We start from the raw sequence: 16064 nt of genomic DNA, 5'->3' as shown, positions 1-16064 counted from the left end.
CGGGGGCGTGATTTTTTGTGCGGTCGATTCCGGTGTGCGGCTCTGTCCAGGATGTATGCCGCACTGCTAGAAGTCTGCGCTGCCTGCCGCTGTACATCACGCCCGGCTTCAAGCCTCGACAGGCTGCCAGATAAGGTTTTCCTGTGGAAAATTGTACAGCTCGATGCGCCACGGCCTGAGCTTGAGCACGCCATAGTCGGGATGATCGACGCTCTTAAAGATAGGAGCCGGGTCATAGCCAAGTGGCGGCGGTGCATGCAGGAAGAGATCCCAGACGTGCTGCTTAGCGTCTGGTGATTCGTCCCATTCAGCGTAGCAATCGACGTACACCGGCTTGGCAATGTCGGCGATATAGGCCAGCGAGACGTATGGGCTGTGGGCGAGATGACGGGCCTTAAGGGAGTGGCGACGAGTTGCGATCCAGCCAAGCGAGTCTTCCCAGATTGGGTGGAGGATACGAGAGCGTGGCCGATTGCGCGTGTCGAGCGTCGCCATGCTGCACCAAACCATGATGTGGACACGTTCGAGAAAAGGCGCCTCGATCTCGGCAAAGCTAGCTACCTTCATGCGGCAATCCTTTCACCTGCAACGATGGTCTAAGTGAAAAGCATCACAATACGATGTGAAATGTATCACAATATCGAGGCGAGCGTCAAGCACGTCATGAGCGGGAGCGGGTGATGAGTAGGCTCAGATGCCGTATTCGCGCCGATAGACCTCGAAGCCCTGGGCCGTTAGATGGGCTAGCTCGTCGAGCATGGCTTGATCGATCCTGGTGAAGTTAAAGCACGACTTGCCCTGCATGCGCTTTTTAAGCTGCGGCGAGATCTGGTCGAGCAATGCCGGGAAGATATACACCGACATCAGATGATAGCTGACATAATTCTTCTTGATCTGCACGGCACCAAAAAAGATCGACCGTTGCAGGTGCGCGATGTGCGGCGTATCAAGGTAGTAGTTCTCCGGCGTGTCGGCCTGGACCACAAGCTGCGGCGCGAACGGCTGCAAAATCTGCTTCAACTGCGTAAAGACGGACTGGAATTGCTCGGCGGTTGGCATGGCTGCCTCCTGACTCCCACGTTGATCAACGATCAGTCCCCGATATAGCCCCAGGCCGAGTCGAGCAGGAAGCCCAGCTTCTCGACGATCCGGCGTGAGGGCAGATTCTCATTGGCAACGACATAGACCAGGATCTTGGCCCGCGCGATGATCCGGCTCGCCAGAAAGCTCACGATAGTAGCGTAGCATCGGCGTTCAGCGCTGTCAACGAAGGTGCGACGCTAACGGGTCAGCGCGACGAAGCGCCGGAGGGGTGCGAATCGAGGGCGGGCGGGTTGGTGGTAAAATGAAACTTCTTGATTGATCTACTGGAGGAACGAAGACCGTGGCGATCCGCTTTGGAACCGACGGCTGGCGTGCCGTCATCAGCGACGAGTTTACGTTTGAAAATGTCCGGCATGTGGCGCAAGCTATCGCCGATTATATTCTGAGCGGCGCGGCGGGCGGTGAAAGCGACGCGGTCGTCGTGGGCTTCGATACGCGCTTTTTGTCGGATCGCTATGCAATTGAGGTTGCCAACGTGCTGGCGGGCAATGGCCTGCCGGTCTATCTCAGCAAAGCAGATTGCCCGACTCCGGCGCTCTCATTTGCGGTCAAGCACTTCAACGCGGCGGGCGGCGTGATGATCACGGCCTCGCACAATCCGCCGCGCTACAACGGGATTAAGTTCAAGTCGTCGTTCGGCGGCTCGGCGATGCCCGACGTGACCGCCGAGATCGAGCGGCTGCTGGATCGGAACCGGCGCGAGGGACGGCAGGCGGCCTATGCCGAGCCGCCCTGGCAGACCGACACAACGCCCGATCCCGGCGCTGTGGTGCGCTTCGATCCGATGCCCGACTACCTCAAGCATCTGCGCACGCTGGTCGACTTTGCCGCAATCGCCAACAGCGGCCTGCGCGTCGCGGTCGATCCGATGTACGGCGCGGGGCGCGGCTATATCGCCCGCTGGCTGCGCGAGCTGGGCGTGATGGTCGCGGAGATTCACGGCGAGCTGAATCCGGGCTTCGGCGGGCTGCATCCTGAGCCGATCGGACGCAACCTGCAAAAGCTGCGCGAGCTGGTGGTTGAGGGCGGCTACGATATTGGCCTGGCGACCGACGGCGACGCCGATCGGATCGGCGCGGTGGATGCGCGGGGCGAGTTCGTCAGCCCGCACATGATCATCGCGCTGGCGCTGCAACATCTGCTCAAGCAGGGCAAGCGCGGCCTAGTCGTCAAAACGATCTCGACGACACAGATCGTGAATCGTCTGGCGCAGCTCAACGGCCTTGAGGTCGAGGAAACGCCTGTCGGATTCAACTACATCTGCGACTATATGCTCAAGCAGCCGGTGCTGATCGGCGGGGAGGAGAGCGGTGGCATCTCGATCCTGGGCCATATTCCCGAAGGCGACGGGATTTTGATGGGCCTGCTGCTGCTTGAGGTCGTCGCGCGGGCAGCGCAACCGCTGCATACGCTGATCGAGCAGTTGCAGACAGATGTCGGGCCGTTCCTCTACGATCGGATCGACCGCCGGGTGCGGCCATTCAGTAAGAAAGAGCTGGTGCGGCAGCTCAAAGAGGCCGCTCCGGCGGAGCTGGCGGGGCAGCCCGTGGCGCGCATCAACGACCGCGACGGCGTGAAGTATCTGCTGGCCGACGACTCGTGGCTGCTGATTCGTCCGTCGGGCACCGAGCCGGTGCTGCGGATCTATGCCGAGGCGCGCTCAGGCGAGGCGGTGCAACAATTACTCCGGCAGGGCGTCCAATTAGCCGAGCAGTTCATCCCACAGACCGAGTAGCCCGCTCCGGCAGCGGATCACAGCGTGCTCAAGACAAACCAGGTTCGATCCCGACCTGGTTTGTTTGCATCATGGCGCTGCGCGCAGGGCTTGCGCGGCCCCGATAGATCCTGTATCTTGTAGGTATAGGCCGCAGATGAGGAGCTTCCGTGTCAGACGCGACGATCGATCATGCAGGCGCGCAGCCGCACAGCGACGCTGCTGAACGCGAGCCTTCGCCGCCTGGAATGCAGGCGGTCGCGGAGATCAACTGGCGCCGCCTGTTTAGCTACGTCAGGCCCTACCGCAAACGCCTGGGCATTGCGATCCTGTGCCTGTTCGTCTCCAGCATGCTCGGCCTGATGGTCCCGCTGGTATCGGGCCTGCTCGTCGACGCGATCTCCGGCCAGACTACCTCCGGTCGCTCGACGATCTTCGGCTTTGTCGGCGATTTCTACGGCAACGTACTCAAGCGCAACCCGCCGCAGTTTCGTGGCGGCGTCCTCAACTGGGTCGCGCTGGTGATGCTCGGCGTGTTCGTGCTCCAGGCGTTCTTCAACTTCGTGCAGAGCTACTTCCTGACCTTTGTGGGCGAGCGCGTGATGGCCGATCTGCGCATGCAGACCTACGAGCATATCCAGCGCATGTCGCTGCGCTTCTTCAGCGATCGGCACGTGGGCGAGATCACGTCGCGCGTGACCAACGATGTGACGACGATCCAGAGCGTGACCACGGTCAACATCGCGACGTTTCTGCAAAATCTGGTGACGTTTACCGGCGGCCTGGCGCTGATGCTCTTCCTCAGCGTGCGTCTCACGCTGCTGACGATGGTCGTCGTGCCGGGCATGCTGCTGGCGGGCATCTACTTCGGTCGGCGGATTCGCGGCATCTCGACCGAGGTTCAGGATCGGATGGCGAACGCGACGGCGGTGCTGGAAGAAACAGTCTCCGGCATTCGCGTTGTGCAATCGTTTGCGCGCGAGCCGTACGAGATCAAGCGCTTCCGCCACGCGATCGAAGAGGCGTTTCGCACGTCGATGCGCCGCACCAGAGTGCGCGCGACGTTCTTGCCGATCGTGTCGTTCCTGGGCTTTACCGCGCTGGTGCTGGTGCTGTGGTACGGCGGTCGGCAGGTCGTCTCCGGGCAGATGAGTCCTGGCGATCTGGTTTCGTTCCTGATCTATTCGGGCACGATCGCCGCGTCGCTGGGCACGTTCACCGGGCTGTACAGCCAGCTTCAAGAGGCGCTGGGCGCGACACAGCGCGTGTTTGCGATCCTGGATACCGAGCCCGACATTCGAGACAAGCCCGACGCAATTCCGCTGCCGCCGGTTAAGGGCGCGATCGTCTTCGACGGGGTGCAGTTTGCCTACGAGAGCAACGAGGGCTACGAGCCGGTGCTGCGCGGGATCACGATCAGCATGCAGCCGGGCGAGATCCTGGCGCTGGTCGGGCCGAGCGGCGCGGGCAAGACCACGCTGGTCAATATGATCCCGCGCTTCTACGATCCGACCGGCGGCGCGATCACGATCGACGGCTACGATCTGCGCGATGTGAAGCTGCACACGCTGCGCGAGCAGATCGGGATCGTGCCGCAGGAGACGCTGCTCTTCTCAGGGTCGATCCGCGAGAACATCCTCTACGGCAAGCTCGACGCGACCGAGGCCGAGATGATCGAGGCGGCTGAGGCCGCGAACGCGCATCGCTTCATCAAGGAGCTGCCGCAGGGCTACAACACGGTCGTCGGCGAGCGCGGCGTGAAGCTGTCGGGCGGGCAGCGGCAGCGTGTGGCGATTGCGCGGGCGCTGCTCAAAGATCCGCGCATCCTGATCCTTGACGAGGCCACATCGGCGCTCGACTCGGAGTCGGAGGCGCTGGTGCAGGAGGCGCTGGAGCGGCTGATGCGAGGCCGAACAACGTTCGTGATCGCGCATCGGCTTTCGACGGTGCAGATCGCCAACCGGATCGCGGTGATGGAGAGCGGGCGGATCGTCGAGCTGGGCAGCCACCACGAGCTGATGGCAATGGGCGGGCTGTACAGTCGGCTGTACTCGCTTCAGTTCAGCCGCGAGGCCGGTCAGCGCGAAGAGTCGGCGGCGATCGGTTCGGGCATGTAGCGGCCACGATCTCGGATCATGGCAGTGTGGGCGGCTTGCTTTCGGGCGAGCCGTCTGTGTTTTGTATGGGACGTTGAACCGCGCGCCGCGTTTGGTGGTTAAACCTGTGCTACCAGCGTTTGTAGACTAGGAGATCGTCGTGGTCCGCCTGATCGCCCGCAAGCTGGCGCTGATCGTCGTGCTCGTGCCGCTGCTCAACGCCTTTGGCTTCTTCTACGCCCACAGCTTCGGCCCGCGCCAATTCGTCAACTCCTTTGGGCGGCTGGTCGAGCGGGAGGCTGCGCCGCCCTTCTTTTCGTCGTACGGCGAGTATCTCAGGCGGGCGCTCGCGGGCAACTTCGGCGCGATCGATAAGTCGCCTATTCCGGCCTACATCGCCACGCCGCTCAAGAATAGCCTGATCTTGGTCGGGCTGGCGCTGGCGCTGATCGTGGTGCTGGGGCCGCTGCTGGGCATGCTGGCGATCCGCCGCGACACCAGGCGGATCGCGCCACGGGCGCAGCTTGTGCTGACGATCGGCTCGGCGCTGCCGGGCTTCTTCCTGGGCAGCGTGCTGATCGCGGCGATCCTGTACGGCTCGCGCTACCTCTACTGGGGCCGTGGCACGTTCATTCCGATCCAGGGCTTTGGCCTGGACGCGCATCTGATCATCCCGACGATCACGCTGGCCGTGCGGCCTGTGCTCTACGTCGCGTATATCACGGCGGGATTGCTAGAGCACGAGCTCCAGCAGGATTACGCCCGCGTGGCGCTGGGCAAGGGCCTGAGCTGGCCCGCGCTGCTCTGGCGTCATGCGCTGCCCAACATCGTCGCGCCGGTGATGGTCGCGATGGGCCAATCGCTGCGCTTCCTGGTGAGCGGGCTGATCCTGGTCGAGGCGCTCTTCGACTGGCGCGGCGTTGGGCGGATGTTCATGCACACGATCGCGCTTAGCAATCGTCTGTCCGCAACACACATCTTTTTGAACCCTGAGCTGCTGGCGTTTATCTTTGTGCTCTTTGGCGCGCTGCTGCTGCTGGCCGATTTCGTGGCAAGCATCGTAGCGCACGCCGTCGATCCGCGTCTGCGTGAAACCGAGCAGCATCCAGCGCTTGCCTGAGACTGGGGATGAGAGAACAAAGGAACAAAGGAACAAAAGAACAAGGGAACAAAGGAACAAAAGAACAAGGGAACAAAAGAACCGGGCACCGCTTCTCCCCTCGCCTGCGCACACCGAGCGGGAACGGGACCCGCGAGGGCGGGGAAGGGGTGCTGAGCGGAGCGAAGCGGGGTGAGGGCCTGCAACGACAAACAAAGAACAAGGGAACAAAAGAACAAGGGAACAAGGCGAGTTCAATGTTCAAAGTTCGATGAACTCGAAACTTGAAACTTGGAACTTGGAACTTGATCGAACGGGAGCCTCCATGCGCGCTACCTCACACAACTACTCGCTGTACATCGGCGGTCTGCTGAGCGTCGTGATTGTCGGGCTGGCGCTCTTCGGGCCTGCGCTCGCGCCCCACGATCCGATGGAGCGCACCGGCGTGATCTTCGTGGACGGCGTGGTCTACGGGCCGACTCCGATGCGCTCGCTGGGGCCGTTCATCAGCTCGGAGTACCCGCTGGGCCTGGATATTGTCAGCCGCGACATTCTGAGCCGCCTGCTGTGGGCAGTGCGTCCAACGCTGGTGCTCTGCCTGACGATCGCGCTGGTGCGGCTGGCGGTCGGCGTGCTGCTGGGCGTGATCGCCGGGTGGTTCGGCGGGCGGCTGGCGCATCTGATCGACGGGCTGATCGGCGTGTGCGTGGCGGTGCCGCTGCTGATCGTGGCGATTGCCGTGATGACCGCCTTCAACGACGCGCCCGCGCTGCTGGTGTTTGTGGTGGCGCTGACGCTGACGGCCTGGTGCGACACGGCGGCGCTGGTCAAAAGCCGGACGCAGGTGGTGCTGCAAGCGCCGTTCATCGAGAGCGCCCGCGCGATCGGGCGACGCTCCGGCGGGCTGCTCTGGCATCACGTGCTGCCGCAGCTCTGGTCGATCCTGCCGATGCTGCTGGCCTTCGAGCTGAGCGCGGCGCTGCTGGTGATCGCCGAGCTGGGCTACCTGGGCTATTTCATCGGCGGCGGCTTTGTGTACGAGGACTCGGTCGGCAACTTCGATCGGCAATACCTGCAAACGGCGGGCTATCCTGAGCTGGGGCAGATGCTTTCGCAATTCTTCCTTCAGCTCTACCGCACGCCCTGGGCATCGCTCTTTGCCGGGAGCCTGACGGCGCTGGCGCTGATCGGCTTTACGCTGCTGGGCGAGGGACTCCGGCGCGGCATGGACGTGACTCGTCCGCGTCCGGCCTGGTGGCGGCTGCTGTTCCGGCGCGGCGCGGCGCGGCCTACAGATCAGGAGCAGCCGGTGCTGGCGCATCCGCAGCGCAACGTGTGAGCACGGGCCGCATGGGCTGCGGCATGTCGCGCGACTTCTGCTATAATGCGGCTGCCATGACCACACAAATGTATCCACCCAATGTATCTTAAGCGCCTCGAAATCTACGGCTTCAAGACCTTCGCGCAGCGCACGACGTTTGAGTTTCCGCCGGGCGTGACGGCGGTCGTCGGGCCGAACGGCTCCGGCAAATCGAACGTGGCCGACGCGGTGCGCTGGGTTCTGGGCGAGCAGAGCTTTGCCAACTTGCGCTCGAAGCGGACCGAGGATCTGATCTTTGGCGGCGGGAAAGGGCGCGCGCCGATGGGCTTTGCCGAGGTCTTTCTGACGATTGATAACGCCGATCGTCTGCTGGCGCTGCCCTACGACGAGGTGACGATCGGGCGGCGGGCCTATCGCAGCGGCGAGAGCGAGTACACGATCAACCGGGCGCGCGTGCGGCTGCGCGACGTGCTGGATGCCGTCGCGCCGCTTGGCTCAAGCTACACGCTGATCAACCAGGGCCTGGTCGACGCGGCGCTGGCGCTACAGCCCGAAGAGCGGCGGCGCTTGTTTGAAGACGCGGCGGAGATCGGGCCGTATCAGGCCAAAAAGCAGGAGGCGGAGCGGCGGCTGCGCGAGACGGAGGCCAATCTGGTGCGGCTCAGCGATCTGGTCAGCGAGCTTGAGCCGCAGCTACGCACGCTCAAGCGCCAGGCGCGCGACGCCGAGGCGGTCGGCGCGGTTGAGGCCGAGCTGGGGGCGCTGCTGCGGCGGCACTACGCGCAGCAGTGGACCGAGACGACCGAGCAGTTGGCAGCCGCCGAAACCGACGAGACGCGACTGGCGGCGGAGCTGGCCGAGAAGCGCGCGGCGCGTGAAGCGGTCGTCCAGACGCTCCAGGCCGATCGCGAGCAGATGCGGCAGCGCCGCGCCACGCTGGATCAGTTGCGATCGGCGTTAGCGCGGGCGACGCAGCAGGCCGAGGCGTCGGCGCGTGAGCTGGCTGTGGCGCAGGAGCGCTCGACGGGGCTGCGGCAGCGACAGGCCGAGCTTGCGCAGCGCCGGAGCCAGCTTGAGACGGCGGCGCAGGCGGCGCGGGAGCAGGTCGAGCAGTTGGCGGCACAGGCCGCACAGCGTGAGGCCGCGCTGAGCACAGAGCGCGCGCGGCTGCACGAGGCCGAGACAGCGTTGCGGCGCGAGCTAGATGCACGTCGAGCCGCAGAGGCGGAGCTGGCCGCGCAGCGCGAGGCGCTGGTGCGGGCGACGACCGCGCTTGAGACTGAGCGCGTCCGGCAGCAATCCCTGGCGCGGCGCTTGACGACGATCATCGCTGAGCAGGCCGAGCTAGCGGCCACGATCCAGCAGAGCGCGGCGCTGTGCGAGCAGCGGGATGCTGAGGTCACGTCGGCGCAGCAGGCGGTCGCGGAGGCCGAGCAGCACATCGCGGCTGTGAGCAAAGATCTGGATACGCTGCGGGCCGACGGCGAGGCGCTCCGGCGCGAGCGCGATCAGCTTGACGAGCGGATCACCGGCGCGCGGCGGGCGCATGGCGAGCTACAGGCGCGCTACGACGCGCTCAACCGGCTGGCGCGCTCCTACGAGGGCACCTTCGCGGGCGTGCGCGCGGCGATGCAGTGGGCCGAGCGCGAGAATCGCTCCCGCTTTGCGCTCGTCTCGTCGCTGCTGCGCGTGCCCGCTGAGCTTGAGACGGCGATCGAGGTGGCCCTGGGCGCGCGACTCCAGCATATCGTGGTGGAGCGCTGGAGCGATGCCGAGGCCGCAATTGCTCAGCTCAAGCGTACGAATACCGGGCGGGCGACCTTCCTGCCGCTGGATACGCTCAAGCCCGCGCGTCGTTTAGCGGTGCCGCCGCTGCCGGGTATCCGTGGCGTGGCCGCAGATCTGATCGCTGTCGATGGGCAGTACGCGCCGATCGCGGTGTATCTGCTGGGCCGCACGCTGATCGCCGAGGATCTGGCCGCCGCACGCCGGGCGCTGCCGGAGCTTGAGGGCGGCTGGACGATCGTGACGCTGAGCGGCGAGCAGGTGGCGACCGGCGGCGCGGTGACGGGCGGCGCTGCCACTCGTGAGAGTGGCACGCTCCGCCGGGAGCGCGAGTTGCGCGAGCTTCCGGCGCAGCTATCGACGGCGCAGCAGTTGATCGAGCGGCTGCAAACGGAGCGCGGCGCGACCACGCAGCGCATCGATGTGGTGCAGCTTGAGCTACGGCAGGCCGAGATGGTGCAGCGTGAGGCGCGCACGGCCCGCGATCAGGCGCAGCGCAGCGTCGAGGAGCGGCGGCGGGTACACCATCGCGCCGAGGCCGATCTTGCCGCGCTCCAGCGCCGCCGTGACGATCTGCGGCGTGAGCAATCCACGCTTGAGCAGCAGACGCGGGCTGGTCAGGCTGTGGTCGAGACGGCAGAGGCGGCGCATCGTCGGGCGCAGGCCCAGACCAGCGCTGCCGAGGCGGGGCTGACCGAGCGGCTGGCGGCGATGGGCAACGACGAGGCGGCGCTGCGTGAGCTACGCGCGCGAGTGGCCCAGCAGGAGGCCGAGCATCGCAGCCAGATCGCCGCGGTGCGGGCGCAGGAGCAGGCCGCCGAGCGCGCGACCGGCGAGCAGGCGATGGTCGCGCAGCAGGCGCAACATCTGGCGCACGAGCTTGAGGCACTCACGCAGACGATCGAGATATTGCAGGCGCGTCAGTCGGAGCAGCAGGCGCAGGCGCAGGCGGTGAGCGAGCAGGTGACGACCGCCCAGGCTACCCTGCGGGAGGCCGAGCAGCGTCTCGAGGCGCTTGAGGCGCGTGAGCGCGAGCTGACCGGCGCGACGCTCACGCTTGAGGCGACACACGGCGCGGCGGCAGTCGAGCTACAGCGGCGGCGCTCCGATCGTGATGCGCTCTGGGAGCGCGCGGCGGAAGATAGCATCGATGTCGAGCAGCTTGTAGCCGAGCGGGCTGCCTCCGAGACGGCGGAGGCCGACGAGTCATCCGAGGCCGCGACGCTTGCGCAGCGGATCGAGCAGCTACGGACGCGGCTAAGACGGATGGGACCGGTCAATGCGCTCGCGCCGGAGGAGTACCGCGCCACGCAGGAGCGCTACGGCTTCTTGAACGAGCAGCTCGCCGACGTGCGCGCGGCGACGGTCGCGCTGCGTGAGGCGATCGGCCATCTCGATCAGGTGATGCAGGAGCACTTCGCGGCGACGTTCGAGGCCGTCGGGCAGGAGTTCAGCCGGATGTTTACCCGGCTTTTCGGCGGAGGCTCGGCCCGGCTGGTGCTGCTCCACGACGAGAGCGACGCCGGTGTCTATGGCATCGAGATTATGGCGCAGCCGCCCGGCAAGCGCCAGCTTAACCTGCAACTGCTCTCCGGCGGCGAGCGGGCGCTGACGGCGGCGGCGCTGCTGTTTGCGATCCTGACGGTCAATCCCAGCCCGTTCTGCATCCTCGACGAGGTCGATGCTGCGCTGGACGAGGCGAATGTGGTGCGCTTCCGCGAGGCGCTGCTTCAGCTTGCGCAGCAGACGCAGTTCATCCTGGTGACGCATAATCGCGGCACGGTTGAAGCTGCCGACACGCTCTACGGCATAACCATGTCGGAGGACGGAGGATCACGGGTGCTGTCGCTGCGGCTGGAGGAAGTCGAGGACGACGGCTCGCTCTCGCTGGCTGGTTAGTGGCCCGCAAAATGCCTACGAGTGAGAAGGACATACGGACGTAGATGGCTATGGTATGATCCGCCAGCATGAGAGAGGTAAAGCATTTTGCGGCTGACAGCGCTGCATCGCAGCCTGTATCAGGAGGCGTACATTCTATGGCGTGGCTCAAGCGCCATTGGCGATTGATACTTGGGATTGTCTGTATTGGGCTGCTCATCGCGATTGTTGCCACGCAGCGAGGAGAGCTGGTCGAGGTCGGGCGCATCCTGCGGATGGCGAATCCGGCCTGGCTGGCCGCCGCGCTGATCGTCCAGAGCCTCGTGTACCTGTGCTTTGCGTCGGTGTACTGGCGTAGCCTGCGGCTGCTGGGCTACCATGTGCGCCTGCTGTCGTTGTATGGCGTTGCCTTCGTGGCGATCTTTCTGGGGCGCGTCTTTCCCGCCGGAGGCACCAGCACCTTCGCCTTCCTGCTCTACCAACTGCGGCGGCGCGGCATTCCAGACGGCACGGGCGCGGTCACGGTGACGCTCGACGGTCTTTCCTACCTGATCGGCTTTTTTATCCTCTTGTCCAGCGGCTTCGTCTATCTCTTCACCCACGGCGATCTCAAGGTCAATCAGGTGCTGATCGTCGCGCTGCTGACGCTGCTGATTATGGCGCTGGGCATGTACGTGTGGGGCCTCTCCCGCGACCGGACGCTGCTGACCAAGCGGGCGCTCGATCTGAAAAACTGGCTCTCGCGCATCCTGCGGCGTAACTGGGGCGATACCCAGGTGCTTTCGTTTATCGCCGAGCTGTACGAAGGCGCGGCGCTGATCAGCCGCGATCGGATCGGCTTTGTCCAGCTGGTCGCGCTGCATGTATTGGCGCTGCTGCTCGACTGTATCACGCTGCTGCTGCTGTTCTGGTCGGTGGGTGTGTGGCCGCACTTCTCGGTAGTGCTGCTGGGCTATAGCCTGGCCTACTTCCTGAGCACGATCTCGTCGCTGCCCGGCGGCGGCGGCTCGTTCGAGCTGACGATGACCGCGACGATGGCGACGCTCGGCCTCGATCACGCGCTGGCGCTCTCGGTAACGCTGCTGTACCGGCTGCTGGCCTTCTGGCTGCCGCTCTTCGTCTCGGCGATGATCTACCGGCGCGTCCACTACCATAACGACGAGCCGCCTAAACGGCGCGAAATTGTGCCGGTTCCGGTTCGGGACTAGACGCCCGCTGTCCATCCTCAGCATCCACGCGGGGGGAATCGAGCGGCTGTCGCAGTATTCCGCGTGCGCTGCCCGGCCCGATTCCCGCCCGCCTCTTTGTTCCTTTGTTCTCCTGTTCTTACGCTTTGACGTATCGATCGAACCACGCTACGGTTTTAGCCCAGGCATCCTTTGCGGCATCGGGCTTGTAGTTACGACCGGTATCGTTGTGGAAGGCATGGTTAGCGCCCGGATAGATCTGCTTCTCGAAGGTTTTGTTATTCTGCTGCATGGCCGCCTCGATCTCTGGAATGCCCGCATTGATTCGCTGATCCAGCTCGCCATAGATCGCCAGCACTGCCGCCTGAATACCCGGCACGTCGGCGATGGCTGGCGCTGGCCCGTAGAACGGAACTGCCGCCCGCAGCTCCGATGTTTTGGTCGCGACTCGCCAGGTTACGCCGCCGCCGTAGCAGAAGCCAACCATCCCCACCTTCGCTTTGTCTACAAATGGCTGACTCTGCGCGTAGCGCAGGCCGCTTTGGAAATCCTGAACCGGCTGTCCCTCTGGGGCCTGGCCGAGCGCGCCAGGAATTTGGGCCGGGTCGGCGACCGCCGCCGTGCCCCCCTGTCGTGAGAGCAGGTCAACCGCCAGTCCAACGTATCCGGCTTTCGCCACCCGGCGCGTCACGTCCTTGATATGATCGGTCAGGCCGCGATTCTCGTGGCAGACCAGGATGACCGGGAAGGGTCCCTCGCCGGTCGGCCTGGCGAGATAGCCCATCAGCGTCGCGCCTTCGCCTGGAAACTCAACCATGCGAGCTTCAATACCAGGATCGTTTTCTGGAACGCTGACGGCGGGATCGGGCGATGACGTGGGCTGCTGACTTGCCGCAGGACTGGCAGATGCCGCAGGACTGGCAGATGCCGCAGGCTGCTGACTTGCGGGTGGGCTTGCGCCGCTCGATGTTGGCTCCACTGCGCCACAGGCAGCCAGGATCGATGTCGCGAGCGTCAGGCTGCCGGTGATCGCTGCGATGCGGCGCAGGGCATCTCGGCGGGACATGTGCCCTTCCTGGTACGCTTCGACAAACTCGTCGATCAAGTACAACTGCATGTCGTTCAACGTGTCACGCATGGCCTCCTCCTTTGCTGTCACCGTTAAGGTACGTAGAAAGAAGTCCATGAGATCGCATCTGCTCTGCGTCCGCCGCGATCCTGTCGCCTGCCGCAGCGATGCTCCCGCCTCGTCCAGTGGCATATCCCTTGATGCAGGAGCCGTTGCGTTGTATCCGACGCAATACGCTATACTGACGGTCGGCTGAGCGATCGGCTGGCTCGATCCCGATCGAAGAGGCTGCAATGTGGGTTATTATTCCGCTATTGGCGATCGTTGTCGGCGGTGTGGCCGCACTGATCACGCGGGACTGGCGACGGTCGGTGCTTGTGGGCGCGGTTGGCGGCGTAGTTGGCGCGCTGTTCATGATGTTGTTGATCTATACTGGCATGTGGAGCGGCTAGGTTGAGCCGCTCCTGGCGGCTGGGCGCGAAGAAAGGACTCGTATGCGACTGATTCGTTGGCTGATGATTATGCTGGTGCTGTCGGTGGTGGTAACAAGCTGTGGACAGCCCGGCGCCGCTCCACCTGCCGCGCCGCCCGCCGAAACCGCGACGACCGCCGCTGTGCTGCCGACAAGCACTGCCACGATCGCTGCCTCGCCGTCGCCTGCTGCAACGGCTGAGCGGGCTACGGCGACGGACACAGCCGCAACAAGCGCTGCCAGCGCTACGACGGGCGCAGCCGCTACCGCCGAGACGCAGACGATCACCGCGACCGACGAGGTCAGCGCGACGGACTCCTACCAGCCGCCGGAGTGGGCGCGCGGCGCGGTGATCTATCAGGTCTTTGTTCGCACGTTCACGCCTGAGGGAACGCTGGCGGCGGCGACCGAGCGGCTGCCCGAAATTCGTGATCTGGGCGTCGATATCGTCTATCTGCTGCCGATCCATCCGATCGGCGCCGAGAAGCGCAAGGGCAGCCTGGGAAGCCCCTACAGCGTCCGCGACTACCGGGCGATCGATCCGGCGCTGGGCACCGCCGACGATTTTCGGCGCTTTGTCGATACCGCGCACCAGCTTGGCCTGCGCGTGATGATGGATCTGGTCGCCAACCATAGCGCCTGGGATAATCCATTAGTCACGGAGCATCCCCGGTGGTACTCGCGCAACGCGGCGGGCCAGATCATCCCGCCGAACCCGGATTGGTCCGATGTTGCCGACTTCAACTATACCAACGACGAGCTTCAGCAGTACATGATCGACACCAGCCTGTACTGGGTCAACGAGTTTGGCATCGACGGCTACCGCAGCGACGCCGCCGATCAGGTGCCGATCCTGTTCTGGCGCTCCTGGCGCGCGGCGCTCAAAGCGGCCCGGCCCGATCTGCTGCTGCTCTCGGAGTCGGGCGGCGTGGTGATGTACAGCGCGGGCTTTGAAGTGACCTACGACTGGACGACGCAGGGCCAGTTTACGCAGGCGCTACTCACGCCGCGTCTCGCGCAGCGCGCATTGAGCCAGGTGGCGGCTGAGCAGCGGCGCTATAACAACCAGCGGTGGCGCATGCGCTACCTGGAAAACCACGATCAGGAGCGGATCGCGTCCGTGGCGCGCACGCCGGAGCAGCGCGCGCTGGCAGCCGCTTTTCTGCTGACGATCCCAGGGCTATCGCTGATCTACGCCGGCCAGGAGGTCGGCGCGACGGAGCGGCCTTCGCTCTTCGAGCCGCACACAGTGGACTTTGCCGGGGGCGACCAGGCGCTGCGCAAGGTGTACGCCGATCTGATTGGCCTGCGCAAGACGAATCCGGCTCTGCGCCTGGGGACGCTCACGACGATGTCAACCCGGCAGCAGCCCTTCCTGCTCTACGAGCGCTCCACCGACGATCAGCGCGTGCTCGTCGCGATCAACATGCAGGCGGAGTCGGTCCAGATTCCGCTTGAGGACGTGACCGAGGGCCGCGATCTGCGATCGGGCGCGACCGTCGACCTCACGAAGGGTTTATCGCTGGATGGCTATGGCTATCGGCTGATCGAGCTGCCGTAGATGAAAAACAGAACAAAGAACAAAGAGGGCGAAATTCTATTTGTTCCTTTGTTTCATTGTTCCGTCGTTCGCTGTTTGTTCCTTTGCTTTTACGAGGCTATCGATGACTACTCATCCCCATACACTCGAACCCGTCACGCTCGAAGGCCAGTATGTTCGGCTCGAACCGCTCGTGCTGGCGCATCTGGATCAGCTCTGCGAGGTTGCGCTAGACGAGGATCTCTGGCGCTGGACCACCTCTGTGGTCCAGACCCGCGATGATCTGCGCGCCTATATCGAGGCCGCGCTGCACGGCCAGGATCAGAGCACGATGCTGCCCTTCGCCACGGTTGAAAAAGCGAGCGGACGCGCCATCGGCAGTACGCGCTACGGTAATATCGAGTTGCGCGATCGGCGTGTCGAGATCGGCTGGACCTGGGTTGGGCGTCCGTGGCAGCGTACGCCGATCAATACCGAGGCCAAGTATTTGATGCTGCGCTATGCCTTCGAGACGCTCGGCTGTATGCGCGTGGAGCTTAAAACCGATGCGCTGAATGAGCGCTCCCGGCGGGCGATTGCGCGGATCGGCGCGCAGGAGGAGGGCACGCTCCGCAAGCATATGCTCACCTACAGCGGCAGGATTCGCGACACGGTGTATTTCAGCATCATCGATAGCGAATGGCCGGATGTCAAAGCGGCGCTTGAGGCGAAGCTGGCCCGCTAGCGCGGCGTCAGGGCGCGTGTTTGAGAGCTCCACGTTCCAGGTTCCAGGTTTCCCTGGTTCTTGGTTCTTTGTCTG

General features: G+C 64.4%; 12 protein-coding genes and 1 pseudogene. 9 read left to right on the top strand and 4 right to left on the bottom strand.

The annotated features are described in order from the left end of the window. Positions 1-108 precede the first annotated feature (108 nt). The 3 genes and pseudogenes from VFZ66_13890 to VFZ66_13880 form a co-directional block, all read right to left on the bottom strand. Positions 109-567 carry a pyridoxamine 5'-phosphate oxidase family protein gene (locus VFZ66_13890; protein ID HEX6290279.1) on the bottom strand — a complete coding sequence of 153 codons (459 nt, stop codon included), beginning with the start codon at positions 565-567 and terminating at the stop codon, positions 109-111. A 123-nt stretch (positions 568-690) separates the two neighbouring features. Next, complete coding sequence (locus tag VFZ66_13885; GenBank protein HEX6290278.1) at positions 691-1059, bottom strand: hypothetical protein; 369 nt, start codon at positions 1057-1059, stop codon at positions 691-693. Between the two features lie 32 nt (positions 1060-1091). Continuing rightward, a pseudogene (locus VFZ66_13880) lies at positions 1092-1250 on the bottom strand (GNAT family N-acetyltransferase). A 134-nt stretch (positions 1251-1384) separates the two neighbouring features. Between VFZ66_13880 and VFZ66_13875 the strand changes: the two are divergent. The 6 genes from VFZ66_13875 to VFZ66_13850 all read left to right on the top strand — a co-directional run bounded on the left by VFZ66_13875 (position 1385) and on the right by VFZ66_13850 (position 12205). Further along, a complete protein-coding gene (locus VFZ66_13875) occupies positions 1385-2839 on the top strand; it encodes a phosphoglucomutase/phosphomannomutase family protein (GenBank protein HEX6290277.1) in 1455 nt (484 codons plus the stop codon). Positions 2840-2988: 149 nt separating this feature from the next. Continuing rightward, positions 2989-4935 (top strand): ABC transporter ATP-binding protein, encoded by a 1947-nt coding sequence (locus VFZ66_13870; GenBank protein ID HEX6290276.1) that lies wholly within the window; start codon positions 2989-2991, stop codon positions 4933-4935. Between the two features lie 139 nt (positions 4936-5074). Next, positions 5075-6034: an ABC transporter permease gene (locus tag VFZ66_13865; protein ID HEX6290275.1), complete on the top strand. Its 960-nt coding sequence runs from the start codon at positions 5075-5077 to the stop codon at positions 6032-6034. A gap of 304 nt (positions 6035-6338) precedes the next feature. Beyond that, positions 6339-7352, top strand: coding sequence for an ABC transporter permease (locus VFZ66_13860; GenBank protein ID HEX6290274.1), 1014 nt, complete (start codon positions 6339-6341; stop codon positions 7350-7352). A gap of 81 nt (positions 7353-7433) precedes the next feature. After that, positions 7434-11018, top strand: a complete 3585-nt coding sequence (gene smc / locus VFZ66_13855; GenBank protein ID HEX6290273.1) for a chromosome segregation protein SMC — start codon at positions 7434-7436, stop codon at positions 11016-11018. 137 nt (positions 11019-11155) lie between these two features. Beyond that, positions 11156-12205, top strand: a complete 1050-nt coding sequence (locus VFZ66_13850; GenBank protein HEX6290272.1) for a lysylphosphatidylglycerol synthase transmembrane domain-containing protein — start codon at positions 11156-11158, stop codon at positions 12203-12205. A 118-nt stretch (positions 12206-12323) separates the two neighbouring features. Here VFZ66_13850 and VFZ66_13845 read toward each other — a convergent pair whose 3' ends face one another. Next, a complete protein-coding gene (locus VFZ66_13845) occupies positions 12324-13322 on the bottom strand; it encodes a dienelactone hydrolase family protein (protein ID HEX6290271.1) in 999 nt (332 codons plus the stop codon). A gap of 224 nt (positions 13323-13546) precedes the next feature. Here VFZ66_13845 and VFZ66_13840 point away from each other — a divergent pair, with 224 nt between their 5' ends. The 3 genes from VFZ66_13840 (at position 13547) to VFZ66_13830 (ending at position 15989) form a co-directional block, all read left to right on the top strand. Further along, a complete protein-coding gene (locus tag VFZ66_13840; protein HEX6290270.1) occupies positions 13547-13705 on the top strand; it encodes a hypothetical protein in 159 nt (52 codons plus the stop codon). A gap of 42 nt (positions 13706-13747) precedes the next feature. Continuing rightward, positions 13748-15286 carry an alpha-amylase family glycosyl hydrolase gene (locus tag VFZ66_13835; protein ID HEX6290269.1) on the top strand — a complete coding sequence of 513 codons (1539 nt, stop codon included), beginning with the start codon at positions 13748-13750 and terminating at the stop codon, positions 15284-15286. 103 nt (positions 15287-15389) lie between these two features. After that, the gene (locus tag VFZ66_13830; GenBank protein ID HEX6290268.1) at positions 15390-15989 is read left to right on the top strand and encodes a GNAT family protein; all 600 of its coding nucleotides are present in this window, start codon (positions 15390-15392) and stop codon (positions 15987-15989) included. The last annotated feature ends 75 nt before the right edge of the window (positions 15990-16064 follow it).

The organism is Herpetosiphonaceae bacterium, from assembly GCA_036374795.1.
Lineage (GTDB): Bacteria > Chloroflexota > Chloroflexia > Chloroflexales > Kallotenuaceae > LB3-1.
Note: the sequence above shows the minus strand (reverse complement) of the source record. Positions and strands in the feature narration are given on the sequence as shown.

What these genes read in the sequence shown, in the direction of transcription:
- VFZ66_13885 (HEX6290278.1), bottom strand. Translation starts at nt 1,059, where the DNA reads ATGCCAACCGCCGAGCAATTCCAGTCCGTCTTTACGCAGTTGAAGCAG.
- VFZ66_13890 (HEX6290279.1), bottom strand. Translation starts at nt 567, where the DNA reads ATGAAGGTAGCTAGCTTTGCCGAGATCGAGGCGCCTTTTCTCGAACGT.
- VFZ66_13835 (HEX6290269.1), top strand. Translation starts at nt 13,748, where the DNA reads ATGCGACTGATTCGTTGGCTGATGATTATGCTGGTGCTGTCGGTGGTG.
- VFZ66_13845 (HEX6290271.1), bottom strand. Translation starts at nt 13,322, where the DNA reads ATGCGTGACACGTTGAACGACATGCAGTTGTACTTGATCGACGAGTTT.
- VFZ66_13830 (HEX6290268.1), top strand. Translation starts at nt 15,390, where the DNA reads ATGACTACTCATCCCCATACACTCGAACCCGTCACGCTCGAAGGCCAG.
- VFZ66_13850 (HEX6290272.1), top strand. Translation starts at nt 11,156, where the DNA reads ATGGCGTGGCTCAAGCGCCATTGGCGATTGATACTTGGGATTGTCTGT.
- smc (HEX6290273.1), top strand. Translation starts at nt 7,434, where the DNA reads ATGTATCTTAAGCGCCTCGAAATCTACGGCTTCAAGACCTTCGCGCAG.
- VFZ66_13860 (HEX6290274.1), top strand. Translation starts at nt 6,339, where the DNA reads ATGCGCGCTACCTCACACAACTACTCGCTGTACATCGGCGGTCTGCTG.
- VFZ66_13840 (HEX6290270.1), top strand. Translation starts at nt 13,547, where the DNA reads ATGTGGGTTATTATTCCGCTATTGGCGATCGTTGTCGGCGGTGTGGCC.